The organism is Acetobacter malorum, assembly GCF_001580615.1.
In the GTDB taxonomy this organism is placed as follows: domain Bacteria; phylum Pseudomonadota; class Alphaproteobacteria; order Acetobacterales; family Acetobacteraceae; genus Acetobacter; species Acetobacter malorum.
Window position 1 is genome coordinate 1 of record NZ_LHZC01000036.1, and the last position, 24298, is coordinate 24298.

Annotated in this window: 14 protein-coding genes and 7 pseudogenes; 15 read left to right on the top strand and 6 right to left on the bottom strand. The window is 54.8% G+C overall.

Annotation, left to right across the window (positions count from 1 at the left end; genetic code table 11):
- The first annotated feature begins 304 nt into the window (after window positions 1–304).
- The 3 genes and pseudogenes from recD2 to AD930_RS02660 all read left to right on the top strand — a co-directional run.
- A pseudogene (recD2, locus tag AD930_RS02650) lies at window positions 305–2484 on the top strand (SF1B family DNA helicase RecD2).
- Window positions 2485–2774: 290 nt separating this feature from the next.
- Window positions 2775–3692: a hypothetical protein gene (locus AD930_RS02655; protein WP_061505013.1), complete on the top strand. Its 918-nt coding sequence runs from the start codon at window positions 2775–2777 to the stop codon at window positions 3690–3692.
- 85 nt (window positions 3693–3777) lie between these two features.
- Window positions 3778–4369, top strand: a pseudogene (locus tag AD930_RS02660) (transposase); the annotation flags it as partial.
- Window positions 4370–4560: 191 nt separating this feature from the next.
- Here the strand turns inward: AD930_RS02660 and AD930_RS17610 are convergent.
- Window positions 4561–5355 (bottom strand): hypothetical protein, encoded by a 795-nt coding sequence (locus AD930_RS17610; RefSeq protein ID WP_156476820.1) that lies wholly within the window; start codon window positions 5353–5355, stop codon window positions 4561–4563.
- Between the two features lie 269 nt (window positions 5356–5624).
- Window positions 5625–7064: a DUF6880 family protein gene (locus tag AD930_RS02670; protein ID WP_061505015.1), complete on the bottom strand. Its 1440-nt coding sequence runs from the start codon at window positions 7062–7064 to the stop codon at window positions 5625–5627.
- Window positions 7065–7340: 276 nt separating this feature from the next.
- Between AD930_RS02670 and AD930_RS02675 the strand changes: the two genes are divergently transcribed.
- From AD930_RS02675 to AD930_RS02685, 3 genes and pseudogenes are all read left to right on the top strand, one after another.
- Window positions 7341–8021, top strand: coding sequence for a DNA methyltransferase (locus AD930_RS02675; protein WP_061505016.1), 681 nt, complete (start codon window positions 7341–7343; stop codon window positions 8019–8021).
- 362 nt (window positions 8022–8383) lie between these two features.
- Window positions 8384–8908, top strand: a complete 525-nt coding sequence (locus tag AD930_RS02680; RefSeq protein WP_244150468.1) for a hypothetical protein — start codon at window positions 8384–8386, stop codon at window positions 8906–8908.
- 272 nt (window positions 8909–9180) lie between these two features.
- Window positions 9181–9786: pseudogene (locus AD930_RS02685) on the top strand (transposase); the annotation flags it as partial.
- An 11-nt stretch (window positions 9787–9797) separates the two neighbouring features.
- Here the strand turns inward: AD930_RS02685 and AD930_RS17300 are convergent.
- Window positions 9798–10864 (bottom strand): IS630 family transposase gene (locus tag AD930_RS17300; RefSeq protein ID WP_110571345.1). Its coding sequence is split into 2 segments (ribosomal slippage): window positions 9798–10378 and window positions 10378–10864, totalling 1068 coding nucleotides; the frame shifts between segments, so codons are not numbered across the junction.
- An 84-nt stretch (window positions 10865–10948) separates the two neighbouring features.
- Between AD930_RS17300 and AD930_RS02700 the strand changes: the two are divergent.
- Window positions 10949–11731 (top strand): annotated as a pseudogene (locus AD930_RS02700) (IS1380 family transposase); the annotation flags it as partial.
- 185 nt (window positions 11732–11916) lie between these two features.
- Window positions 11917–12120, top strand: a pseudogene (locus AD930_RS17305) (integrase core domain-containing protein); the annotation flags it as partial.
- Between the two features lie 365 nt (window positions 12121–12485).
- Here AD930_RS17305 and AD930_RS02710 read toward each other — a convergent pair.
- Window positions 12486–13208, bottom strand: coding sequence for a class I SAM-dependent methyltransferase (locus AD930_RS02710; protein ID WP_244150469.1), 723 nt, complete (start codon window positions 13206–13208; stop codon window positions 12486–12488).
- Between the two features lie 78 nt (window positions 13209–13286).
- Complete coding sequence (locus AD930_RS02715) at window positions 13287–13730, bottom strand: hypothetical protein (protein ID WP_061505018.1); 444 nt, start codon at window positions 13728–13730, stop codon at window positions 13287–13289.
- Between the two features lie 595 nt (window positions 13731–14325).
- Between AD930_RS02715 and AD930_RS02720 the strand changes: the two genes are divergently transcribed.
- Together AD930_RS02720 and AD930_RS18240 are read left to right on the top strand one after the other, a co-directional pair.
- Window positions 14326–15630 (top strand): hypothetical protein, encoded by a 1305-nt coding sequence (locus tag AD930_RS02720; protein ID WP_061505019.1) that lies wholly within the window; start codon window positions 14326–14328, stop codon window positions 15628–15630.
- 510 nt (window positions 15631–16140) lie between these two features.
- On the top strand, window positions 16141–18654 hold the full coding sequence (locus AD930_RS18240; protein ID WP_244150470.1) for a type I restriction endonuclease: 2514 nt from the start codon (window positions 16141–16143) through the stop codon (window positions 18652–18654).
- Here AD930_RS18240 and AD930_RS18245 read toward each other — a convergent pair.
- Window positions 18585–18803 (bottom strand): annotated as a pseudogene (locus AD930_RS18245) (phage integrase N-terminal SAM-like domain-containing protein); the annotation flags it as partial. The gene AD930_RS18240 and the pseudogene AD930_RS18245 overlap by 70 nt on opposite strands.
- 309 nt (window positions 18804–19112) lie before the next feature.
- Here AD930_RS18245 and AD930_RS17620 point away from each other — a divergent pair.
- The 5 genes and pseudogenes from AD930_RS17620 to AD930_RS02745 all read left to right on the top strand — a co-directional run.
- Window positions 19113–19583: a hypothetical protein gene (locus AD930_RS17620; RefSeq protein WP_156476821.1), complete on the top strand. Its 471-nt coding sequence runs from the start codon at window positions 19113–19115 to the stop codon at window positions 19581–19583.
- 2 nt (window positions 19584–19585) lie between these two features.
- Window positions 19586–19966 (top strand): hypothetical protein, encoded by a 381-nt coding sequence (locus AD930_RS02730; protein ID WP_156476822.1) that lies wholly within the window; start codon window positions 19586–19588, stop codon window positions 19964–19966.
- A 375-nt stretch (window positions 19967–20341) separates the two neighbouring features.
- On the top strand, window positions 20342–21103 hold the full coding sequence (locus AD930_RS02735) for a hypothetical protein (protein WP_208598553.1): 762 nt from the start codon (window positions 20342–20344) through the stop codon (window positions 21101–21103).
- Window positions 21104–21646: 543 nt separating this feature from the next.
- Window positions 21647–23473, top strand: coding sequence for a ParB/RepB/Spo0J family partition protein (locus AD930_RS02740; protein WP_244150471.1), 1827 nt, complete (start codon window positions 21647–21649; stop codon window positions 23471–23473).
- Window positions 23467–24297: pseudogene (locus tag AD930_RS02745) on the top strand (type IV secretory system conjugative DNA transfer family protein); the annotation flags it as partial. The gene AD930_RS02740 and the pseudogene AD930_RS02745, both read left to right, overlap by 7 nt.
- Window position 24298: the final 1 nt, after the last annotated feature.

The window sequence follows — 24298 nt, forward strand, 5'->3', positions numbered from 1 at the left end:
GTCAGGCTCATAACCTGAAGGTCATAGGTTCAAATCCTATCCCCGCAACCATGAATAAACGTCTGAAAAGACAACAGAAAAGCCACCCATAAGGGTGGCTTTTTTTGTGCCCGGAAAACGGCGCAGGATGCGTATAGGATGCAGATGGGAGTGAAAGCCCAGCGTAGTTTGGGCTGAATCGGGGCTCTTCACGACTACGTGTCAGGCGTGTTGGAGCACGGCGATACGGCTGGCAGCACGATCCTGTGTTACGATCGATCATGGTTTCCGACCCTCTCGATTCCGCATCGACAGGAGCCTCCCGTTGAGTGGCGCGGCTGCATCCTCCGAGACGCTGGCCGGCCTCGTAGAGCGGGTGACGTTCCACAACGCCGAGAACGGCTTCTGCGTCCTGCGGGTGAAGGTGCGGGGGCAGCGCGATCTGGTCACTGTTGTCGGACATGCCGCCATGATCTCGGCAGGCGAGTTCGTGCAGATGTCGGGGCGCTGGTTCAACGACCACACCCACGGGTTGCAGTTCAAGGCGGAGTTTCTCAAAGCCAGTCCGCCGACCACGGTTGAGGGGATCGAGCGCTATCTTGGCTCTGGCATGATCCGGGGCATCGGTCCGGTCTACGCGAAGAAGCTGGTGAAAGCGTTCGGCGAGGCGGTGTTCGATCTGATCGAGCAGGAACCTGGACGCCTGCGGGAGGTGACGGGCATCGGCCCCAAGCGTGCCGAACGGATCGTCGCCGGTTGGGCGGACCAGAAGGTGATCCGCGAGATCATGCTGTTTCTGCACAGCAACGGCGTCGGCACCTCGCGGGCGGTGCGTATCTTCAAGACCTACGGGCAGGACGCGGTCAGACTGATCAGTGAGAACCCGTATCGGCTGGCGAAGGATATTCGGGGGATCGGCTTCAAAACCGCTGACCAGATTGCCCGGAAGATGGGGATCGCACCCGACGCAATGATCCGGGTGCGGGCCGGGATCTCCTACGCGCTCGGCGAGGCCATGGATGAAGGGCATTGCGGCCTGCCGGTCGGGGAGTTGCTGACCAGCACCGCCGAACTGCTGGAGGTCGCGGCACCCCTGATCGAGACGGCTCTCGCTTTGGAATTGGAAGCCGGTGACGTGGTTGCCGACAGCGTGGGAGAGACGGGCTGCATCTTCCTTGCTGGTCTCTATCGCGCGGAGCAGAGCATCGCCGAGCGGTTGCGCGCCTGTGCTGTGGGTCGACCGCCCTGGCCGGACATCGACGCTGCAAAAGCTATGACCTGGGTGGAAGGCAAGACCGGGCTTGCCTTGGCGCCCAGCCAGCAGGAGGCGGTGCGCCTTGCCCTGAACAGCAAGGTGCTGGTGATCACGGGTGGTCCTGGCGTGGGCAAGACCACGCTCGTCAACGCCATCCTCAAGATCGTGACCGCCAAGGGCACGGACGTGCAGCTCTGCGCCCCGACCGGCCGGGCGGCGAAGCGCCTGTCGGAAAGCACCGGACTGGAAGGCAAGACCATCCACCGCCTGCTGGAGACCGATCCGGCGACTGGCAGTTTCAAGCGGGACGACACCAACCCGCTGACCTGCGATCTGCTGGTCGTGGACGAGGCCAGCATGGTGGATGTGCTGCTGATGCGCTCTCTGCTGCGCGCCTTGCCCGACAGTACAGCCCTGTTGATCGTCGGTGACGTGGACCAGTTGCCTTCTGTTGGACCGGGACAGGTGCTGGCCGACATCATCGGCTCCGGTGCTGTCCCTGTGTGGTGCGGCTGACCGAGGTGTTCCGCCAGGCGACGCAGAGCCGGATCATCACCAACGCGCACCGGATCAACGAAGGGAAGATGCCGGAGTTGAGCGCGGAAGAGGGATCGGATTTCTATTTCGTGGAGGCACCTGACCCGAAGATCGGGCTGCGCAAGTTGATTGCCGTCGTGAAGGATCGCATCCCGGCGCGGTTCGGGCTTGACCCGGTTCGGGATGTGCAGGTGCTCTGCCCGATGAACCGGGGTGGGCTGGGCGCACGGTCGCTGAATATCGAGTTGCAGCAGGCGCTGAACCCGGCAGGCGACGTGAAGGTCGAGCGGTTCGGCTGGACCTATGGTCCGGGTGACAAGGTGATGCAGATCGCCAACGATTATGACCGGGATGTCTTCAATGGAGACCTCGGCGTTATCGGCAGGATCGATGTGGAAGAGGGCGAACTGACGGTCTCATTCGATGGACGGGATGTCGTTTATGGCTTCGGCGAGTTGGACGAACTGGTGCTGGCCTACGCCACCACCATCCACAAGAGCCAGGGCTCGGAATACCCGGCGGTGGTGATTCCGCTGGTGACGCAGCATTACGCCATGCTGGCGCGGAACCTGCTCTACACCGGCGTCACACGGGGGCGGAAGCTCGTCGTGCTCGTGGGCCAGAAGAAGGCGCTTGCTATTGCCGTGCGCAATCAGGGTGGCAGGCGACGGTGGTCGAAGCTCAGGGAGTGGCTGGCCGGTAGCGTCGCATGATGGAGTGGTGGGGGTGAAGGGTGTGTCTCCATGTCGGCTTCCGCCTCATCGCAGTCATATAGCTTGCCAAGAGGCATTTCCGCTAAGCGGACGCAACCTGCACGACATTGAATGGTCAAATTGGGCCCGCAGCAGACGGGCAAGTTTCAGGTCGAAGCTGGCATAAGTGGACATTCTCCAGGCTCGATTGCCGTCCTTGTGCTTGTGAATGAGACTCTTGAAGGATCTAATAAAACTATAATACATCCATGATAATCAAAGAATTATATCGACGCAGCAGGATACGAAGTATGTTTGTTACTGAAAAAATTGGTCCACTTGCAATTGTTTCGGATTTGTTGGCCGGCGAATCTGTCGCCGAGGATCAAACATGGCACTTTGAGCGTTATCGCCATAACAAAGATCTCTGTCCTGGGTTTCGAGATCGAATTTTGCGAGTTCTTAATACGTATGAAAAGCACCGCATTGACGTACATGACATCCAAGGCTTTCAGGACAAAGGCGTCGATGTGATTGTTAGGGTGCAAACAGATGAAGGCTTAGTTCGCTTAGGTCTGCAGATCAAAAGTGAAAAAGAGATAGTCGACTGGAAAAATGGGCGTTCTCCTCACTTCATTGCTAATATTCGTAACCAATACACACAGGCTCGGCAGGAGGCGAAAGTCAATCAGCTGTATTTGGTGCTGTGCGCCAACGCTGTTGCTCATCGCGATCATCTGCGAACGCTCATTAACAGCTTCGTAGATTATGAGGGCTTAAAGGTTATTTTACCTGAGTCCGCTTTCGGTTTCTTTTCAATGAGCGATGCCGAAATAGATGTGGCCGTGACTAGGAGATTGTGCTCACGCGATTTTCTACTTCTAGAAGCTCGCCGATCAATTGACGGACTTCCTCCCGGCTGCTCGGGCCTTGCTCTCACATTGATTTTTCGAGCCCTTAATGGCGATTCAGTAATGACACATAGTGAATATGAAAAATATATTTTTGCAACAGCCGACGAGGTTGACTGTGACGATCCGGCGGAATTAATGACCGCCCTAAATAGGACGTTGGTCGAAAATATCTCAATAGAAAGTTATCGTATCGTACCAAACGCATTTCCTGCCATTTGCGCTGTATATTTTGACCAAATTGCTCGGCACAATATTGGGAGTGAGGGGGCCGCAGAGCGTACCTCGCTGCTCGTTCTTGGAGGTGAAGAGTTCTAAAAACCCCCTTTTCCGCCTGTATAAAAATCGTAACTCATTGATATTTCTACTAGTGGAAACATCAAAATAGGGGTTTTTAGAACCCATCCAGATGGCTCTGCGCCGAGCTGGAAAGGGGTTCGTGCTGGGCGTGAACGCCAGTCACTGGTTTCACTCATGGCGACCCGACGTGATGTCGGTCGGCGAGGCGCGCGAGATCATCAAAACGCTGCCCAATGACGCCTGGGTGCAGCGTTCGGCCGGACACGGCACAAAGGGCGAGCTGTTGTATGACTGGCTATATTGCCCGATGGCCGACCTTCAGGCATCGGGGTTCGGCGATACACTCACTGGGACATGGAGCGGGGCCTACTGGTTCGCCGCAATCCTGCCGATGGGGATCTGAGATATTTCACGACCTGGTGCCTGCAGGGGACGCCGCTCGAGACGCTCGTGCGGGTAGAAGGCACACGCTGGCGGGTCGAGGAGAGGTTCGAGACCGCCAAAAACGAATTCGGTCTCGATCACAACGAAACACGATCCAAGCACGGCTGGCACCGCCATGTCTCGCTGGTCATGCTCGCATACGCGATGATGGTGGCCGTGCGCTCCCGGGCCAACGCGCTCAAAAAAGCCCCCTGCCAACACACAGAAGCTCATCCGATGGTCGATCCAGGAAATCCGCCGCCTCGTCGTGAAGATCATCCAGGCCCAGATTCCGATCGCACACATCCTCCGCCGGTCCGTGTTTCGACGAACCCATCAGGCAGCAGCATATCCCTCACGCCTTAAAACGAAAGCGCAACTGTAGTGCTAGATGGCCATTCGATGTTTCCATCTCTGTCCATGCACTGTACTCAAATAGAAACCACTTTTCCAGAAAAAGATTTCAGTGTGACTCAGTCGGTATCTTAAAGGACTGAGGTGTCCTACCTGTAAAAGTATGAATATTTTTAGTTACGGAACCATCTTGGTCAGACGAAAATTCCACAACATAATTCGGAATATGCATGAAATAAACTTTATCAAAACCGCAGAGATTTGGCAACTCTACTTCTCGGAGACTGACATTTTCAGCAGTATTGAATGGGCTGGCGTAGACAAGAAGACGTATGTCGTCAGATTTTTTACGGTAAGCTGGGATTTTCCCTTTCTTATCGTTAATTGCTTTCTGGAGGGGGGCATCAGAAGTTACTACATGAGGGGCGTGATCAGCTCCAATTGTCCAAGGAGCACCCCTGACAAAGTTCGGACATTTCTGAATAAAAATAAATGGCGGCAACACATCGCCCTGTTCTTCTGGGAATATGGGGTAGCCAACCTGTTTACCTTGGTCTACTTGCGCCTGTTCTATTGCATTAACAATATGGGTTTCAACGTCGTCATTCCACTTAAATATATATTGTAGGTTCCAATGTTCGATTTCTGGAAATTTGATCAAACAACGGGCTCTTATCTCATTCAATTTTTTTTGTCTGAATGCGGCGTCTTTTCGGTCAACAGATCCGCCTCTTTTAAAATCTCCTGAAAAACACTGGGTAAGTTCTAGGCCAAATCTTTCGTCAGGGGTGGAAACGATAAAATCAGGCTCTTCATCCGGAGACAGAATCCACGGTTCCTGCACAATAATAGCCGCCAATTCAGCTACGGCTATTTCGCTCTTTTTCTTCTGATCATTTGTCATTTAGAATGCGGCACCTGTTCCTAGATATCACTCTAAAAAGATAATGAACCAAGATTGGTTCACGTCAAGACGAACGAGGGATGTGATAGAAATTTGATAAAACTACCATTTTTACTCTTTATCATATTGTTGAATTAATGATTTTTGACTGTCGATATAAAAAATATTTTATATCCCCACATTCAATTTTGACAATATTCCAAAGTCGTCTTTGTCGTGAACTCATCCAAAACCGGACCTTCCGCATTCCCCCCCATTGTTGTCTTTAATTATTCACCGATCAGCGACCAGAAACCCAGCTTGCGCTTATGCTGCGCCTTCAAGCGGGTCATAAAGGCTTCATGGGTTTCCATGCCGTTTGTCGCTGTCAGCATTAGCGCAAGCAGTCGACAGGAGGCGAGATCCTTCGCTGCATAGGAATAATAACGGGAAAGCGCCTTATCCAGCACGGCCTCGACCAGTAGGCGATAAAGAATCGTGGCCTCGTTGGGATACGATTCAGACAGACGATCCGCAGCCGGACGTAGCGTTCCGTAATCACGTCCGTCCAGTTCTGCCGTATGCTCCCGCACGAGACGGGCAGCAGCGTCGAGCGCTGGCCATTCAAGAAGAGTGGAAAGGGCTACGCCCCTGACCGGGAAATTACGGATGTGATTGAGTGCCTGCTCTTCAGCATCGATCGCATCGTAATCGCTGAGATGGCGTTGGTATGCCTGCCAGTGCGGCAGGCTCAGGCGTTCCTGAAAGACTTTCCATCGCAGGGACTGGGCCTGGTCGCGGTCGCCCACGGCCTCGCATGCTTCGATCCGAAGGTCATCGTTTTCCCAGCGGAACCGGGATGTCTCATCGGTCTCCCGGTCGAGCCACTCGAGCGCCGCCTGAGGGCGGTTCATGTCCAGCAGGCGGCGTGCAACATCCCCGATAGAGGCGGACTGACGTTCACTCAGGTTGACTGCTTCGATATAGGCATCGACGTCGTCCATCGCATCGGCCAGATCTTTCAGGTGACCGAGGGTCTGCATCCGCGCGATGTCGGTACGATAGTCTCCCTTCGCCTTTGAGGCGGGAAGGTCGTGCAATCGTGCAAGAAGCGTGCTTCTGAGCATCGCCGCGCCCGGCTTCCCCAGTGCTTCACCGCATGAGACAAGCAAGTGGTCACAGGTGCCATACCCGTCGTTATCGAGAAGCGTGAGCAGATCCCTGACGGTGACAGCCGGATCCCGGCCAGCCTGTCGTCCCAAGAGGGTGCCAAGGTCGGAGGCCGCTTCGCGAAACACATCTGACAGGTAACCGGAACTGTCATCAGAGCGCTCATAGACGGAAGGAGCAAGTTCCACGAGAATACGCATCGCGGAAATGGCCTGTCCGACATCCGTCGTTGCAACATCATCGAGAATGGATTGGCGCAAGGCATCGAGTTCGGTCGCAAGGGGTTTGATCCGATCCCAAGGCAGGAATCCACGGGAACGCTGGATCGTTCGCAGCCTTTTCTCGATCTCCTTGCCGAGTTTGTCTTTCGCATGGGCGGCGGTCAGCGCCATGCGCAGCTTCCGGGTGAGCACGGTATCCTGTTCCGACAGTTCGACCAGAAGGTCTGCAAGCCGATCCGCACCAAGGGCTTTCAGATTGTCTTTCGTGACGGTCGTGCCGACTTTCGCGGATGCGGCGGATTTGCGGGTGACAGGTTTTGTAGAAGGAGTGCGGGCCATGAATCCAGATTATGACCGTGCCCTCAGGGGCGCAAGCAAATGCCGTTGCCATGAAAAAGGAGAAAAAAGCTAATGGCTCCGCCCTTGCGCCGGCAAGGGTTCGCGTCAGCGCGCTGACGCCGACCGATGGGGTGTCCCCGATCTTCCTGCGCTGCGCTCCGTGCAGATCTGGCGATACCCCTCCCCATCGGTCGCCCTTGCCGTTGCTACCCCGCTGCTCGCCGCGAGGCAGAGGAACAGCGGGGGCTGTTCCTCGCGGAACAAAGGGCAGAGACCATGACCGGCAATACCAACACGGCGACCGATTTCCGCAATATCATCCTCAACGGCGACAGCGTGCAACTGATGCGCGCACTTCCTCGCAACGCGGTGGATTTCATCCTGACAGACCCGCCTTACCTGGTGAACTATCAGGGCAGGGACGGGCGGAAGGTGCGCAACGACGATAATGTGCGCTGGCTCCGGCCGGCCTTCAATCAGATGCACCGTGTCCTGAAATGGGGCGGGTTCGCCGTTTCGTTCTATGGCTGGAACCGTATCGACCTGTTTGCCGATGCCTGGAAGGCGGCCGGGTTCCGCATGGTCGGGCATATCGTCTTTCGCAAGTCCTATTCATCTTCTTCCCGGTTTCTCCGGTATGAACATGAAAGCGCCTACCTGCTGGCCAAGGGGAACGTGACACCCCCGGCAAGCCCCATCCCGGACGTGATCGACATGCCCTATTCGGGCAATAAACTGCACCCGACGCAAAAGCCGGTGGCGGCACTCCTTCCCCTGGTGGAAGCCTTCTGCCCGGTGGGTGGGTTGGTTCTGGACCCGTTCGCGGGTTCCGGTTCGTCGCTGGTGGCGGCGCAGCATCTTGGGCGTGACTGGCTGGGCATGGAACTGGATCCGGATCACGCGGCCACGGCAACCCGTCGGCTGGCCTGGCACGGGACGGGGAGGGCGGCGGCGTAAGCCGCCCCCTTTTTCCCATTACCGGACACGGCTGGAAAATCGCACCGGTCCTGATGGACCGGCGGCGGGCACGCGCTGCAATCCTGCGCGTGCGGCGCTCGCCGGCGGGACCGGCTCGCGGAGAGTGTGGCCGGAAAGAGAACGTTCCTGGCATCGGGGCTACAACGCTGCCAGGACAACGCGCCGCGTCCACGGGGCGAGCGGAAGGCGCCAACAGGTTGCGCCTCGGTCATAGCCCGGCGCGCTCCGCGCGATGTCCTGATCGTGAAAACAGTGTAGGAAAGTCCAATGCTATTTCGTGGATATTCCTGAATCGTTGCGGCATGTGTGTGGTGTTCCTCGTTGTGGAAAGGACGCGATCCATGCTGCTTGGTCTCGGTATTGTCCTTGGCTTCGCCAGTATCGGCTTTCTGTGCTGGCTGCTGTTTCTCTGTGCGGTCTATGCCGCACCGCTGTTCGTGTCGGCGATAGTTTGCACCATGCTCTACGATCATGGTGTGCTGTCTGGCGGCCATGCCATTCTCGCCTCCTCACGCGATCCCGCCTTGCTGGTTGTGATGTTCAGCGCTGCTTGCTTTTCCGGCCGCACTGGCGGGGTTCGGCATGACGCTGGGGTTCAGCAGTATGGGCGACATGGGCACTATTTCGGCCCACCTTTTCGCGACCTTCGGGGCGCTGTGCGTGGGTGGAGCGGCATGGTTCCGGCTTTACGCCATCCAGCCTGCGTAAGTTCCCGGTGGCAGAAGCACAGTTGCGGCCAGGTCCAAAAGGTCAGCGTGGCGTTCAGTCCCCGTTACACGGGCGCTGGCGGCTCCAGACCAGGGCTCAGGGTAGGGCAGTGCCTTTCCTTCTGCGAGAGAAGTCTGGCACAGACACGGCCGGAGTGAAACGTCGGTCAGCTTCAGTGTGGAAAACGCATGTCGTTCTGCCGGCGTGACTGGCGGCTCAGCGTCAACGTCCGGTCTGTCGAGCCGGAAGGGCGGGGAACATGGTACCGGCCAGCGGATTATCCCGGCGAGGGATACGGTTCGACCTGCTATTCTGTCTGGAAACGGATATCTCCTCGACGCGGATTTCTCACGGAAGGGTTGTGCATCGGGTTAGATTATGAAAAGTCTGTTTTTTAAAAAAGAAGTTTCCATAAGAATAAGAAAACCCGATGCAGACACAGTGTAGCGCAGGCGCGTATGATTTTCCAGCCTCCTGTGGACGGCGTGTTGTGGCCCGGTTTGACGGGGGTCGCATGAGTTCGGATGGCGGTGTCATCCTGCTAAAGCAGGTCGATGATCGTCTGGGGTTCAGCCGCCGTTTTGCTGCATGTTTTCGCGATGAACGGCATCCCGGCTTTGTGGAATACCGGGTTGAAGACCTTGTCCGTCAGAGGATCATGGGGCTGGCTCTGGGTTACGAAGACCTGAACGATCATGATGCCCTGCGTCATGATCTGATCTTTGGCCTGGCGTCTGGCCGTCTGTCTGGAGGCCGGGCCAACTGTGCGGCACTGGCCGGAAAATCCACACTGAACCGGCTGGAGCGCAGTGGCCACAAGGCAGACCGTTACTGCCGCATCATTGCTGATCATGAAGCTCTGGCCGCGCTGTTCGTCACGCTCTTCATGGACCAGCATGAGCGGGCTCCTGCCCGGGTCGTTCTGGATGTGGATGCGACTGATGACCGTATCCATGGTCATCAGGAAGGCCGGGCCTTTCATGGGTATTACGGCCATAACTGCTATCTGCCCCTGTATGTCTTCTGCGGGGATTATACTACGGGCTATCACCTTTGACCTATATGAGCCCATTTTCTGAGGCCGATGGATCGGATGGTCTGTGGCAGGGCGGTGAGGTTGTTCCATGCGGTGCATGCGGCTTCGATGATGTGTTCGATGCCGCTGAACACGGTGTTGGACAGCCAGTTGGCGCGTAGGAACTGCCAGATATTCTCGACCGGGTTCAGTTCGGGCGCGCGGGACGGCAGGAAGATCAGGCTGACGTTGCGCGGCAGTCTGAGTTTGGGTGTCGTATGCCAGCCGGCACGATCGAGTAGGACGACGGCATGCGCTCCGCGTGCGACGCAGCGTGAGATTTCCTCGATATGCAGTTGCATGCTGGCCGTGCCGGTAAACGGCAACACCAGGCCTGCCGCCTTGCCGAGTGCGGGGCAGATGGCGCCGAACAGCCAGGCATTCTCATAGCGTTGATCGGCAGGCTGGCGTGGTCGGGTGCCACGCCGCGCCCATTGCCGGACAAGACCGTTTTTCTGCCCGATGCGGGCCTCGTCCTGCCACCAGAGTTCAATCCGCCTGCCTCTGGGCAGATGCCCGGTGTGGGCGCTCAGGATCGTGGGGAAGTTTTTTTAAACGCGTCCATGACGGACGGATCCTGTCCGGGGTGACGCGGACGCGCGCTGACGTGGCTGAACCCAAGCCGCTTCAACAGGGCGGAGACATGGCGTTCGTGATAGGAGACGCCAAAACGCTCTTCGATGACCCGCTGAAGATCGACCCGACGCCAGCGCACCACGCCGTCCCGGGCACGGTCAGGCCCTGTCGTGACCAGCGCCGATAATTCTGCCAGTTGGTCCGCTGTCAGGCGGCAGACCGACCCGTTGCGCCACTGATCGTGCAAGCCATCCGGCCCCGCAGCATTGAACCGGTGCACCCAGTCCCGCAGGGTTTGCCGGTCCATCCCGCCGATCCGCGCTGCTTCGCCCCGGCTGGCACCGTCGCGCACCGCAGCCAGAGACAAAAGGCGCCGTGCAACATTCGCATCCCGCGTACGAGAGGCCAGACGCCGTAATGCAGAAGCCGTATAATCCGTCCGTAAGGCAATCGCACCAGCCATTCCCGATCCTCCCTCTCACGACAGAATCAGAACAGGCCCTTCGCGTCACTTCACAGATGAGTCAGAGACAGTAGCCCTTGGTATTATCTCCTCAGCGCCAGCCTGCGCACGGCAAACCGGGATCCGGGGAAGGAAGCGCTGGCTGACATCAGCCGGATCGTGAAACAGATCAGAAGTCGCTGGCCCCGGGTGCGTATTCTGGTGCGCGGGGACAGCGGCTTCACCCGGGACACTTTGATGACATGGTGCGAAGACAACCATGTTGACTTCCTGTTCGGGCTTGCAGGCAACACCCGCCTGTATGACCGGATTGATACGCTGTCCACCATGGTCCGTGAGGAAGCCACCAGCACAGGCAAGGCAGCGCGCGGTTTTGTCTCCTTTGACTGGATCACAAAGGACAGCTGGACACGCCGCAGACGGGTCGTGGCCAAGGCTGAGTGGCGCCATGGCAACCGCTATCATCGCTTTGTCGTCACCACTCTGCCGCAGGGAACGTCAGCCCCCCGCCATCTCTACGAACAGATTTACTGCGCACGCGGGGATATGGAAAACCGGATCAAGGAATGCCAGATGGATCTGTTCTCCGACAGAACATCGTCCCACACCATCCGGGCCAACCAGCTTCGGCTGTGGTTCTCGGCCGCAGCCTATGTCCTGCTGACCGCTCTGCAAAGACTGGCCCTCGGCCAGACCAGTCTGGAGAAAGCAACCTGTGGCACAATTCGCGCACGACTGCTCAAAATCGCGACAGTCGTAAAGGTCAGCGTGCGTCGAATTGTCCTGTCCATGCCGGACATGTTCCCTTGCCAGCACGAATTCGCCCTCGCTCATGCACGATTGCGAAGGCTCCGGCAGGCGTCCTGACGAAACAGACAGCGCACAGACCATATAGCCCCCCACCAACACTGCCTTCTCACGCGGTGACACCCTTACTGCGTTCAGAACCCGCCGCCAGAAGCAGAATATCGTCGATATTCCAGATCGGACTCCTGTGGGATGACTGAATTCTACAAAATAACCTGAAATTACCCCAAGTGTGAGAAATCCGCGTCGAGAGTTTCAACGGCCGGTTCCGCGACGAATGCCTCAACGAGCACCTGTTCCGCAACCTCGCCCACGCTCGGACGGTCATCGACGCCTGGCGGCCCGACTAAAATGCTGTCAGACCCCACACCAGCCTCAATGGCATGACGCCAGAGGCTTTCGCTCAGCACACCAAAACGGCATATTGCAACCCACAGACCCCAACTTAAATCTGAAGGCATGTTCGGGTAGGTTCAAATCGGGGTCCATGACACCCGCAACCAACTCTCCTGTACCCGGACGTACAAGCGCGGGCTCCGGCGTGCCGGGGCGTACTCGGGCGAAGAAGAAAGGGAAGGGGAGATCGAGGTCTCAGGCGGGGGGTATGCGTGTACCCCGGAGATGAAAGCTCTGTTGAGATGACGATAATAGGGGGCAGCGGAATGTCCGATCTCAAGGAACATAAAAAATAGGATATTCTTGAGAAATGTAATTAGGCTCAATCGACATGCATCCGCTTCGTGCATCAACACAGAAACTTATAAAACCACAATCAAAATAGTTAGGAAACCTGAATGTCGATTGAGCCTAGTTTTCAAGGCCGCCGGTTGACTGTGCGTTTGGCCAATATGGAAATAATTGCGGGCTTCGGTGCGCCCCCCATGGAGAAATTGGAATTAGAAGTTCGGACATACATGAATGAACTGGCCTCAAGGTTCCAATCGAGAACCTGAACATCGGTCACAGAAAACCCAGTATCTTTAAACATATAACTTTCATACTCTTTCTTATTGCCCTCTATGATTTCGGCTTCACTGATCCCGTATGGAATGTGAGCTCTAAAGGCAGTATGAATCCACTCTACCGAAGGTGCGCATAAAGGCATAGCAACCAACTTATCCTCAACATTCTCCCGATATTCTTTTGGTTTTTGATTCGTAGTGAGGTTAGGTGAAGTTCGCATGTCATTATCGTCGGGATGAGAACCGATGAACCATCCCACGACGACTTTAGGCTTAAACGCCTGGATTGCGCTGAGTAGTTGAGGCGACGGTTCGAATAAGTCGGACTGGAAGATCTCAACATTGGCCCCATAATCTTGTAAACGGGCTTGAGCAAGGCGAATTAGATCGGGATTATTGTCGAAGGCCAAGACTGGTCGGTTTCTAGAAAGAGCCAATGTGCCCCACCCTGTTCCGGATCCTATTTCTAGAGTAGGTAAAGGAGGAACTATTTCGCTAAGGCGTTCATAAATTTTATCATTCTGGAATTGGAGTGATTCGCGATCCCAAAATTCTGAATAGTCTTTGGGTGTCATTCGCTTTAGCATTACACTTCTCCATCAGAATGCTATACTCAGAATCGAGCACGGATGGTTCAAATTATATTTTTGTTGTTATTCATCTTGTTGTTTGAAATAATTTTTCAAAGATTCAAAAGTTTTCAACGAAACAACAAAGTGACCGATACCATCTTCGTTTTCACTCCAATCGTCAAAAGTGAATAAGCAGGCGTCATCATCTCCTGTAATTTTTCTTAGGCGACGATGAATACCGGACTGAAAAGACCCGTAGCTAGAAACTCCTGTCTTATCCAATTCTCTAGCATCAACAGCAGGACCTTTACTTGCAATCACCTTCAATGCATTACGTGAAGGTTCTCCAAGTCCGGCTATTAGTCTTTCAATTTGGCTCTCCGTCAGATCATAAACGTTATTCCAATCATAGTTTTTGTAACCTTCAGGCTTCCCTGCACCTTTAGGAAACAGAAGTTCCTGAATTTCCTGTCGCGCCCTGTCAGAAAGTGCGTTGAGATCATTGAGTGTGAGCGTTACTTGCATAATAAGTTCCTCAATTTTCAGTAGGACAGATTCCAGCTAACCTGCTTTGATAGCGCTTTCTGCGCCTCAAGGAATAGACACATGCAGTCAAGCGTGAGTTAGATGAAATGTAAAGAATAATTGATCGGTTTTGTTTGCATCTTGATTTGACCTGCTTGTCACAGCAGTGTGGATTTACCGGAGGATGACGAGATAGTCTGCTATTCGCAGCGTTAGCGTTCATCACGGTTACCGACCAGAGTCGGTCATTCACATTAGCCACCATGGATGCCGCCTTTCCGGCCGAACCTGCCGAGGGACGCCTGTCCACGGACTGTCAGCAGGGCCCAGCCAGATCGTGACGCCCACTTGGGTAAATGCTGTATTGGCGACACTCGTGGTCGCCCACTGGGCGGTTAGGGAAAATCCTAACGGTCTATTTTTGGGTATCCCGACGCAAGCTGGGCGTTCAGCGCACTGCCAGGCCTGCCAGAAACCCGATGTAGTGGCTGTCAGGCGTGGGAATGGTGAAGCGGACGCAGCAATGTCTCGTCTGTCAAAATAACGCGAAATCGATATACAATAGCATCAAGATGGTGAACTAGGATGCGAGATCATGAGCGCCGATAGTGATGATGAAATCGAGCAGGGCACACTCGGATTGTTCGGAGTACCCAAAGGATGGAAGCCTCACGGCAAATCCGGCCCAATGCTCCGCGGGCCTAAGGGGCAATGGATGGGACCAATGCGTGAGGTTGAAAGCGGTCTGGTGCCGCTCCGCCAGTTGGATGCCATCCACAAGGCCGTAAGCGGTGCGTCGTTACATCCGGGTGTATATTTCTTTAACCAGTTCATCGACTGTTTCGGCCATCTCACCGACGAGGTTTCCGAAATAAAGAAGCACGTTGCGGAAACCAACAAGCAACTTGCTAGCGTAATAGATGGCGTTCAAGAACTCCAAGCATGGAAAGATGCCCAACTCACCGCCGGCATCGAGTTTGTCCGACACAACCTTCTCCTCGCATTATCTCTGCCGCAGGCGGAAGCCCATGACCACATCCGTCTAGTCTATTCAAACGCCGACCTGATACTGCAAAGACTCCAGACTCTGGTAAAGACGTCGCTCGACAAACTTGGAAAGTCCGATGTCCGTCGACTCACACTGTTGGACCAATTAGCAACATTCGGCGGGTATCAGTCTATGATACTTCTGTTGATGGGATTTCGTGAAAAAGCAGCTAAAACTCTGCATGAAATACAGACCAACTTCGTGGAAGAAGCCACTGAACTACTTGCCGATTGGACTGAGGGTGTCGACCTGCGCAAGGCGGTACCCGACAAAAACGGGTTGGGCAAACTCTTGGCTGTTCTCGAAACTATCGACTCTAAACCACCTTCTGACCGCCTCTTGGACGGCTACTGGTCCATGCCACATCTCCCTGCGTGCACACAACTCGTTAGGTGCATAAAGATCACTGAGACTGGCAAGTTCAGGTCATCGAACGAGAAGTTGGCTTTGGTGGATAGAACACTACCGGTTCTCAACCGGTGGGTGAGCGAGTTCACTTTTGTCCGACGCGGTCAAATTATCAAGGAATACACCGATTGTAACGGGAACAGAGTGGTTGTTCTTGCAGAAGACGACGGCTATGTCATAAGCGATGACAGAGAGCGTTATGACGATGTCAGTATCTTGGCTGTCAAGACCCTTAAGCTGCCCATCGAGAATCTTGCCCATTATGTAGAGCGTCTCGCCGATATTGCCCTTAACGTAAGGAACATGTGCGATAGGGCGGATTTTGCATGTGAGCATCCGGAGTTGGCCCACGAGCTTGCCCGCCTGTGCATCGAGCGCCCGGACGCGCAGGACGGAATCATCCTACGCATTCCCGGGGCCGCCCGGGAGAATACTGTCGAGTAACAGATTAAGCAGGCTGGGCATCTGCTCAAGTGAGACGTTTTTGGGAAGAAGTTGAATGCCCGCTTTTCATGAAAGCGTGTGTTAAGGTCTGCAAGTAGCTCTTGAGAGTAGAACCTTCGATGCCCCGCCAAGCTAAATATATGGTTCCTAGATATCCGCCACGATATATCTGCAGCATCCAGAGCTTTAGCTGCCGCCTGTCTGAATATACAGGGAGCCAAAAAAAACTAAAGGAAGAGGTTTATCAGGATTGTGGATGAAGCCTTCTTCCGGTCCGACTCACACCATCGGGAGATCGACGAGAAACGTCCGTTCAGCGTGTTGTCCAGTTTCCTCCCAGATCAGCGCAAGGTCGAGTTGTCCTGTCGCGAGATTCTCCATTACCTTCCAACCACGCCACAACGAGCTATGTTACGCTTGCCTGTGATCCGGCTCCGAGTTCGCTGATACGGCCCATCATGTTTGGAGTACTGTGGGCATCAACGGTGGGCTTCAGTTGCGAGGATGAAAATGCGAGGCAAAGCCGCGAAGAGCCAAACAGAGTCGGATCTGGAGAGCGGGATCACTGCGGCGATCTCCACTGCGTTTCCTCGTCTCCGCTCTGCGGATATCAAGCATCAGATTGAATTCACGATCAGGCTCGGCCATGCCGAGATCACCGCGAATGGTCGCGAGAGCTGGATTAGACGCGGTCGCGCAGACATTTTGCTCACCCATCTCGATAAGCCGCTCGCGATACTTGAACTCAAGAGGCCAGCGTTACCGTTACAGGCGGATGATGACGACCAGGGTATTTCCTACGCCCGGCTGTTGCCAACGATGGCTCCGTTCGTGGTCGTGACCAATGGCAAGAGCACTCGTATCATTGAAACCTTCTCGGGCAAGACCTGGACTCCAGAAACACCAGACCAGCGAGCATTCGAGGCCCTTATTACCGCGGCGACGAAGGTCGCTGCGGCCGATCGCCATGCGGCCATCGCCACACTCATGGGATCGGATCCGCAAGTCTGGACCAGCGCCGTAATCACTGCATCACAAGGTGCGATCGCCGAACTGACCGCCACCGCCGACTGTCCACTACGTCCCTTTGGACCGCTCAAGGTTCCACGACTGGCAGCGCGCGAAGCCGTCAGTAAGTTTGCGGCAGAAGGCCGGCTCGTGCTTGTGTCAGGCCCCCCGTTGAGCGGGAAGACAAATGTCCTCGAACAGGTCGTCCGTATGCTCAATCCGCAAGTCGCTGGCGGGCTGTTCCTCGAATGTGCTGCCCACGACGTTTTTCAGATGATCGCCGATCTGTTGGCCGATGCACTTGATTGGCCGGTGAACCCGGAGGCCGCACGAAACTGGGTAAGCTCCATTTCTCAGAGTAATAGTCCTCTCTTGGTTCTCGCTATCGACAAGCTCGATCCAGAGAATGGCGAGGACGTCCGGATGATTGAGGATCTAACGTCTAGCACCTTCGGAGCGGGGCTGCGGGTGATTGTTGGGTTGGACGAAGGCGTGATGGGTCAGGTCTTGCGAAGTCCTGATGGCCGTCGTGAATCGCCGATAGGCCGCCGGGCCGAAGTGGTAGAGGTTTCAGATTTCGCCGAGCTGGAATTTCGTTGGGCAGTCAAAACACTAGCGGTGCTGAGCATGGGCATTATGCACGGCGGCCAACACAGCCCGGATCTACGACGACCATGGCTTCTTCAAGCGATGGCCGCTCGCCTGTCCGGGATTAAACGCGAGGAATTCGGGGTGCTCCCCTCTGTGCCTGGGCTGGAAGTCCTTGCTCAGGCCCGAGCCCACTTCGATGACCCCGAATTGCGCAGACGGTACGGTGCGCTGGCGCGTGCCATGGCAGCCGACGCGCAGGATCAGTCCAAGCCCGATGGAATGGCCCTGCAGCTGACGAACCACTTCTTTGTTCGTAGAGCGACGATGGAAGCGATGCTGCAGTCGACGGACGTGGATTGGCTTCTAAGGCAAGGCTACCTCACACCGTCGATCGGTGAGGAAAATACCCCGATCGTGACGGTCGCATTTCCGGAACTTCTGGCGAGCGAACTGTCGCGCCATCTCGCGGTCGAACTGCGAGCGATAGTTGATAATGATCCGAAGCTAGCCGCTAAATGGCTTGTGGGTGCGGCCAGCAATTTCGTGCTCGGGGATGTGATCGCGGCACAGACGGTTCTCGATTTCGTAGCAGGCAACGAGCATGTGCCCTGGACATTTTTGGACACGTTGCTTGAGATGCGTCCCAAGCGCGAGGTCGTCAAAGTTGGCCAAGTTTTGATGGGATGGGTTGAAGGCCTTGGCTCCTACAAGATCCGTCCACAGAAAGATGGCACGGCTATCTTGACCGTCGACGGAGAGGACCACCTTGTTGAAGAAGCGGGACATGAAAGCGGCATCTATGACAACATCCATGGTTGGCTGATTCTGGCACAGTTGGCGTCTTGTCAACTTGTCGTGGAATGCGACGGGAGCCCGGTGCGGCTCGATCCCCAGATACTCCTAAAGGTCGGGACGGCCGACTTCGTGCTTCGCCAGCCGCGAAATGACCTCCTAATGGATGGCCTACCCACGCACAATACCGAGGATGGCGGGCAATTCGTGTGCCACATGGCCGGCATCACGGAAGGGATCACGCAATCGATGCTTAAATACCTAAGTACAGAATGTTGTGAGGATAAGGAGGCCTTCATCAACGCCGCTATGAAGCTTGACAGCATCCATCTCACAGCCCGGTTAGGCATTGCTCTGCGGATGTTGGCATCCTCCGCCAACGTGGAAACCGCATCGTGGGCCGAGGATACGGTCGCGTTGAGCAGACGGGCAACCTCATCGCGGCTCAGCACGACGGGCAGGTTGCGGGGCTGCGCCACCCGGACCAACTTGCGTGCAAGGTCGGGGCGGTCGAGCGTCTGGGTGAAGAAAAACCGCAGCGCCGACACGATGGCATTCATGGTCGGTGTCGGCATGCCAGCCGCGTTCTGCGCAATCTGGAACTGGCGCACATCCTCGACTGTTGCCGTGTGAGGTGAGCGGCCCAGAAACGTGGCGAAACGGCCGACATCTCGAAGGTAATTGCGCTGCGTCTCCCGGGAGAACCGCCGCACCGCCATGTCATCAAGCAGGCGCTGGCGAAGGGGACTGATTGCAGCAATGCACAGGGACTCTGTCATCATCCGGCTCCTTCTGGTGGGAAGAAGCCAGAGTGCTTGGCCCGATCAGGACAGTTCCAAATAAAACAGATCGCTCACGCCGTGGTGACAGACCTGCACACCGCACCAATCCCGCGCAGCGGGTTCGTTCTATCACGCGCTAAGCGGACTTACCGGTTTCGCCTCATAGCAGACGTGTAAGTCTTCGTCTTCAATTATAAACGCAGTCATATCCTTGGAAAGGGGGAGGGCTTGTAAGGCAAAGCTCCAGCCCGCAACGGTATTGCCTCGAAAACACTATTCGTTTCAAATAGCAAAGAAAGGAGAAGACACATGAAGCTATTCCACGGAACTGACCCTCAAACGGCTACAAAACTTAACAATGGTTGCGTTGATATTACATTAGGTGGAGGTGAATTTGGTCGAGGGTTTTATATGGGAACCAGTAAAAGGTTGGCAAAAAGAAGAGGATATCATGCTTCCCACAGAATATCTGGAACCGCAAATAGTGCAATGAGGATGAGAAATAACACTTTTTTTATTGAAGTTGATGAAACTAAATACAAGAAATTTCTTTCAAATAATGATTTGACTTTAACGGCATCTCAAAGAATGTTTGGTAAAATTAAGAGAAAAAAAATGTGGAATAATTCTATAGGTGCGCATGATTGTATTAGAGGTTTCATAGTTGGAAACCCAAGATATTATTGCGCCAAGCAATGGAAATTTCAAACATTAAATTCGCAATCATACTTAAACTTTCATAAAATACCTGATTGCTTTGATGGTCATGGTATAATTTGATTATGGAAAATATTTATTATCTTGAGAGATCTCCGTTGGATGGATCATTGATAACCGCAATAGAATCTTCAGAAAATGGTTATTATATTGTTGGACAATTATATATATTGAAAAATAAATATAAACGACTAAAGGATGAGTATAAAGTAAAGGTTTTCCATGAAGATAATGTTTACTATGATAAGATAATTAAAGTTAAAAAGCACACATATAAAATTGTGTTTTCCAGGTTAAATATCGGAGAAAAACAACCATTATTCACCGCGTATTATGCTGGAGATTTCAGAAATTTTAAAGCATGGTTTTTAAAAGAAGAAAATCCAGATTTTCTTGATAGAATAGAAGAGGAATTCGGATACAATATTATTGGAGAAACCGAATAAATATAAAATACATCTTTAACATAGAATATTTTATTAATCTGAATCGCCCAGCTAGACTAGTTTTGGGGGAAACATGCTCCATGGTCGCTACAAACTCGGTATGAAAGGAATAATGATCTTAGCTCATCAAGTTTGATACAAACTGTCTGCGCCTCCATAATTCGCCTGTCTACTCAACAGACACATAAACAGAGCAGACAGACGGCAGACGCCTCTACTCTGACGTAGGGAGTAGCAGCTCACACTCCAGAAACTGGACATAAGCAGAGTACCGTTGCGGACAGCGAACTGTCGACTTTCGGTCGGCGACTAGCTCAATCAGCAAAAAGCCCTTAACAATTATTCTTCAATAGGACCCTCAAAGAAAGAGTCACAATGGTGATCAAAGCGTCAGGCATCGTGGATGTATTCTCCCAACCATATGAGCGATGGTCTTGCCGCGAGGCGACAGATGTGGAGTTTTCCTCCTGTATGAGTTCAGGTCTTCATTTTGCGGAGGCTATGTACGTACAGGATACTCTGGAGGCTAACGTTACCAATCCATTTCAAGCCGCATCATCCATGTTGCGAACAGGGGTTGATAATGGCTTGGAAAACCATATTAATTGGGCTCTTGCTCAAAGCGCAGAATACGCTGCGCTGCGCCGACGTATGCCGCAACCGGATCCCGATGCGCTCGTCGCATACCAAAATAAATTCACAAAAGAGGATATGGCTGCGGCTGACATTGCCATCAAGCAGTGTGGAGTCACGTTGGCGGATGGCCAAATGTTGTTTCATGGAGGTTTTTGGGGACATCCTGTTGACACAGTCATCACCACATCACGTCCATTTTCGACATCATTCTGTCCGCAAGTGGCGTTAAGGAATGCGGAATGGAATGCTAAAGCTTACAATGCCGGTGAAATAAATCTGATGGTTGTTCGAGTTTGCCAACCACAATCAAAAGCTTATATATTAAGCTTAGACGGTGAAAAGGGGAACGAGAAAGAAGTTGTTTTTGCAAGCGGTGCTAAAATTAGGCTTGTAAGAAAAACGTTCATCTGCAACAGCAAGGTGTATGGAAACTGGTCTTCGAGTGGAGGGTCTCCATCAAAGGAAGTTCCTGCTTTTGTCCTTGACGTTAATATTTCGTAATTGTGATGTTATTAGAAAATATTACGCTGGCAGTATGCGCCTCATGTCAATCATGGAAAACATGTTTTTCTCTATCAGGGAGTCGACCTTTGTGTCTGTGCTACTGATATAGTGCTGGGGAAAATAGGTTTTCTGGCATGCTGCTTTGAAGCATATTTCCAATGATTTTCTCGTGGAAAAATCAATTGCTAATTTTTCCACGTGGCGAAATCAAAATATCAGCCAACCATCATGATATTTACCCGGCAAACTGGACTTATTCATTTGATCCAATACTATTAATATCGTTGTTTATGATATTTTATCACACAGCAAAACATGATCGTCGACGTTAAGTATAATGGTAGATTACTTGGCTTTTGATTGTGGAGATCAAAAGAAGACATTCCGCTTGCCCCCCATTGCCGTCGTTTCCTGCCGGGAAAAGGCTGCGGATTTTGGGCGCGTCCGGGGCTTTTAGAGTCAGAGGGCTGCGGGGATTTTCGTGACGGGTTAAGAGGGTGGGAGAGAGTCTCCTGTCCGCCCGTCATGGAGTTTTTCGCCATGGCGACCGCTATTCCCAAAATCAGCCTGAGTTCGTCCCGCGATATCCCGTTCAACCGTCTGGTGCTGTCCCAGTCTAACGTGCGGCGCGTAAAGTCCGGTCTGTCGATCGAGGAACTGGCCCGCGACATCGAGCGCCGCGGGCTGCTGCAGAGCCTGAATGTCCGTCCCGTTCTCGACGACACCGGGGCTGAGACCGGCACTTACGAAGTCCCCGCTGGCGGTCGGCGCTTCCGTGCCCTTGAACTGCTGGTGAAGCAGAAGAAACTGGCGAAGACCGCCCCGGTGCCCTGCGTCGTGCGCGAGGCCGGATCGGCCATTCTTGCCGAGGATGATTCCCTGGCCGAGAACGTGCAGCGGGTGGCCCTGCATCCGCTGGACCAGTTTCGGGCCTTTCGCGACATGCTGGAGAAGGGCATGTCCGAGGAAGAAATCGCCGCAGCGTTCTTCGTCGCACCGACCGTGGTCAAACAGCGTCTGCGGCTGATGACCGTGTCGGACAAATTGCTGGATATCTACGAGCAGGATGGCATGAAGCTGGAACAGCTGATGGCCTTTTCCATCAGCGATGATCCTGCCCGTCAGGAACAGGTCTGGGAGATCGTCAACCAGAGCCATAACCGCGAACCCTATGTCATCCGCCGCATGCTGACAGAAAAGACCGTGCGGGCCTCGGATCGTCGCGTGCGCTTTGTCGGGCTGGAGGCCTATATCGCGGCCGGTGGTCCTATCATGCGCGACCTGTTCGAGGTCGATGACGGCGGCTGGCTGCAGGATCCGGCTGTTCTGGACCGGCTGGTCATGGAAAAGCTGCAGGAGGCGGCTGAACAGCTCCGCGCCGAGGGCTGGAAGTGGGTTGAAACTGCCCTGTCTTTTCCATGGGGCCACACACGGCAGTTCGCGGAGATCGATGGCACGGAAGTGCCGCTGACCGATGAAGAGACAGCCCGTCTCGAAGCCCTGCATAGCGAGCAGGAAACCATCGAGGCCGAATATGCCCAGGCCGACGAATATCCGGACGCGGTGGATGCAAGGCTGGGCGAGATCGAACAGGCTGTTCTTGCCCTGGAAGAACGGCCACTGGCGTTCGATCCCGCTGACATGGCGCGGGCAGGCGCCTTCGTCAGCCTCGACAGCGATGGCACGCTGCAGGTGGAGCGGGGTTTCGTACTGCCCGAGGACATGCCGGCTGAGCCGGAAGTGATCGATAATGCGGATGGTTCGGATGAATACGATCACCCCACGTATGATGGGCGAGAGGAACGTATTGCTGATTATGGTGGCGACGAAGGCGGAGAGGGCGATAGCATTGTCCCCGACGTCGAGCCCGAGGAGGAAGACGGGATCAGGCCGCTGCCTGACCGGCTGCTCACCGAACTGACAGCCTGGCGCACGCTGGCCCTGCGGGACGCGTTTGCCAGTAAACCGCACATCGCCCTGACCGAACTGCTGCATACGCTGGTGCGTGACGTGTACTGGCAGACACCGGGTGCGGACTGCCTGGAAGCCTATGTCCGCGAAATCCCGCTGCCGGTCCATTCGCCTGACATGCCGGGGAGCCTGCCAGCGCATGCACTGCGCCAGCGCAATGAGGGCTGGAAGCACGATCTGCCGGAGAACGAGGACGCGCTGTGGCGCTGGATCGACGGTCTGGACGACGCCAGTCGCATGGCATTACTGGCCCATTGCCTGTCCTTCGGGGTCAACGCGCTTTATGAGCGCATGCCCGCCTATGGCGCGGTGTCCCAGCGCAGCGTGACCGAGCGCCTCAAGCGGGCAGACCGTCTGGCCGCAGCCCTCAGCCTCGATCTGGTCGAGGCAGGCTGACGGAGGATCTTGATGCGGCGGCTCAGCGGCGGCGGCTCCTGCTGATGCTCGACGAATTCCCGGCCCTTGGTCGGCTGGATTTCTTTGAATCGGCGCTGGCCTTCATAGCGGGCTACCGGATCAAGAGCTTCCTGATTGCGCAATCCCTCAACCAGATCGAGCGGGCCTATGGGCCGAACAATTCGATCCTCGACAACTGCCATGTCCGGGTGAGCTTCGCCACCAACGATGAGCGGACGGCGAAACGTGTCTCCGACGCGCTCGGGACCGCCACGGAGATGAAGGCGATGAAGAACTACGCGGGGCACCGGCTTTCGCCCTGGCTGGGCCATCTGATGGTTTCGCGCTCGGAGACGGCACGCCCGCTGCTGACGGCGGGAGAAGTCATGCAGCTCCCGCCAGCGGACGAGATCGTCATGGTCTCCGGCCTCTATCCGATCCGCGCGAAGAAGGCCCGCTATTTCGAGGACGCCCGCTTTCAGGAGCGTATTCTGCCGCCGCCGAAGACCACACGTCCCAAAGATGGCTGCCCGGATGACTGGAGCAACCACCCTCTTCCGCCCAGACCGTCTGCGTCAGACGCGGCGACTGAAGCGGCGGTGATGGACGACGATGAAGAAGACCCGAAGCAGTCTGTCCGACGTCGCCAGCCAGAACTGGGTGAGGGAACGGTCGAGAAGAAGGAGCCGATGGAAAATGAATTCGCACCCGACCCGACTGACGAATTCGACGACATCGCGCCCCGTAACAACCGGATGAACGATCTCATGCGCGGTGTCGCCCGACAGGCATCGCTCGACCGTGGCGACGAGTTGGAACTGTGAG

Bases quoted from the DNA above. Each gene is read 5' to 3' on its own strand.
- AD930_RS02655 (WP_061505013.1), top strand. From the start codon at position 2,775: ATGTTTGTTACTGAAAAAATTGGTCCACTTGCAATTGTTTCGGATTTG.
- AD930_RS17610 (WP_156476820.1), bottom strand. From the start codon at position 5,355: ATGACAAATGATCAGAAGAAAAAGAGCGAAATAGCCGTAGCTGAATTG.
- AD930_RS02670 (WP_061505015.1), bottom strand. From the start codon at position 7,064: ATGGCCCGCACTCCTTCTACAAAACCTGTCACCCGCAAATCCGCCGCA.
- AD930_RS02675 (WP_061505016.1), top strand. From the start codon at position 7,341: ATGACCGGCAATACCAACACGGCGACCGATTTCCGCAATATCATCCTC.
- AD930_RS02680 (WP_244150468.1), top strand. From the start codon at position 8,384: ATGCTGCTTGGTCTCGGTATTGTCCTTGGCTTCGCCAGTATCGGCTTT.
- AD930_RS02710 (WP_244150469.1), bottom strand. From the start codon at position 13,208: ATGACACCCAAAGACTATTCAGAATTTTGGGATCGCGAATCACTCCAA.
- AD930_RS02715 (WP_061505018.1), bottom strand. From the start codon at position 13,730: ATGCAAGTAACGCTCACACTCAATGATCTCAACGCACTTTCTGACAGG.
- AD930_RS02720 (WP_061505019.1), top strand. From the start codon at position 14,326: ATGAGCGCCGATAGTGATGATGAAATCGAGCAGGGCACACTCGGATTG.
- AD930_RS18240 (WP_244150470.1), top strand. From the start codon at position 16,141: ATGCGAGGCAAAGCCGCGAAGAGCCAAACAGAGTCGGATCTGGAGAGC.
- AD930_RS17620 (WP_156476821.1), top strand. From the start codon at position 19,113: ATGAAGCTATTCCACGGAACTGACCCTCAAACGGCTACAAAACTTAAC.
- AD930_RS02730 (WP_156476822.1), top strand. From the start codon at position 19,586: ATGGAAAATATTTATTATCTTGAGAGATCTCCGTTGGATGGATCATTG.
- AD930_RS02735 (WP_208598553.1), top strand. From the start codon at position 20,342: ATGGTGATCAAAGCGTCAGGCATCGTGGATGTATTCTCCCAACCATAT.
- AD930_RS02740 (WP_244150471.1), top strand. From the start codon at position 21,647: ATGGCGACCGCTATTCCCAAAATCAGCCTGAGTTCGTCCCGCGATATC.